At 74.1% G+C, this 1003-nt stretch carries 1 protein-coding gene; it reads right to left on the bottom strand.

Translation table 11 applies throughout. The annotated features are described in order from the left end of the window. Nucleotides 1-165: 165 nt before the first annotated feature. Entirely contained in the window at nucleotides 166-849 is a 684-nt protein-coding gene (trbF, locus tag AX721_RS25495; protein WP_068878772.1) for a conjugal transfer protein TrbF, read from the bottom strand. Nucleotides 850-1003 lie beyond the last annotated feature (154 nt).

Genomic DNA, 1003 nt, shown 5'->3' with positions numbered 1-1003 from the left:
CCACCTGGATGGCGGGCGGCGGCGCCAGAACCGCGGCCGTGAGGGACGGTTGCGCCGCCGGCGGCGTTAGTCGGGGCGTTTGGCGTGCGAGGCTCGCGCAACCCGGGGCGGTGAAGCCCGCGATCAGGAGAGCGACGAGGCCAGGCCTCGCCAGATGAGAGGGCGTCATGGGGCGAGCTCCTTCGACCAGCTGATGGCGGTGACGTAGACGCCGAGGGGGTTCTTCTTCAGCCGCTCGGCGTCGTGGGGCGGCTGCAGGACGAGGGTGAGGATGGCGGACCAGCGCTCGGTGGCGGCCAGCGCGCCGTCCTGGTAGCGGCGCTCGGTCCAGGCGACGCGGAAGCTCGACGGCGAGGCGCGGATGACGCTGGAGACCTCCACCGCCACCTGGACCTTGCCGACCTCGGCGAACGGGTCGGCCTGGCGGGCGTAGTCGTTCAGGGCGAGCGCGCCGCGGTCGGTGGTGAAATCATAGGCCCGCAGCCAGTTCTGGCGCAGCACGATGGGATCGGCCGGCAGCGATCGGACCGCCTCGACGAAGCGGGCCAGGTGGAAGGCGATCTGCGGGTCCGTCGGCTGGTAGGCGCCATCGGCGGGCGCCACGGCGCGCGCCTCGCCCAGGTGGTCGACCTCCACCACCCAGGGGGTCACGCTGCCGCGGGTCGTGGTCCAGGCCAAGGCGCCGGCGAGCACGACGATCGCCGCACCCTCCGCCAGGGCCAGCATCCAGACCCTGCGGCCGGCGACGGCGACTTCGCCGATGCGGGCGTCCCAGGCCTGTCGCGCGCGGGCGTAGGGGGTGTCGAAGATCGGCGTCTCGCCATAGCGGACGGAGGGGCGTCGGAACATGGGTCAGGATCCTTCCGAGAGGTCGATGGAGGCGCCCGGGCCGCCGCTGTCGCCGTCGCGCACCGCGTGGGTGGCGGCCGACACGCCCTGGCCGAGCGCTTGTTCGCGGCGCAGGCGTCGCGCCCAGGCGGGCGGGCCTTCACCGGAGGGGGCG

It is taken from the genome of Phenylobacterium sp. CCH9-H3 (genome assembly GCF_001557235.1).
In the GTDB taxonomy this organism is placed as follows: Bacteria; Pseudomonadota; Alphaproteobacteria; order Caulobacterales; family Caulobacteraceae; genus Phenylobacterium.
Note: the sequence above shows the minus strand (reverse complement) of the source record. Positions and strands in the feature narration are given on the sequence as shown.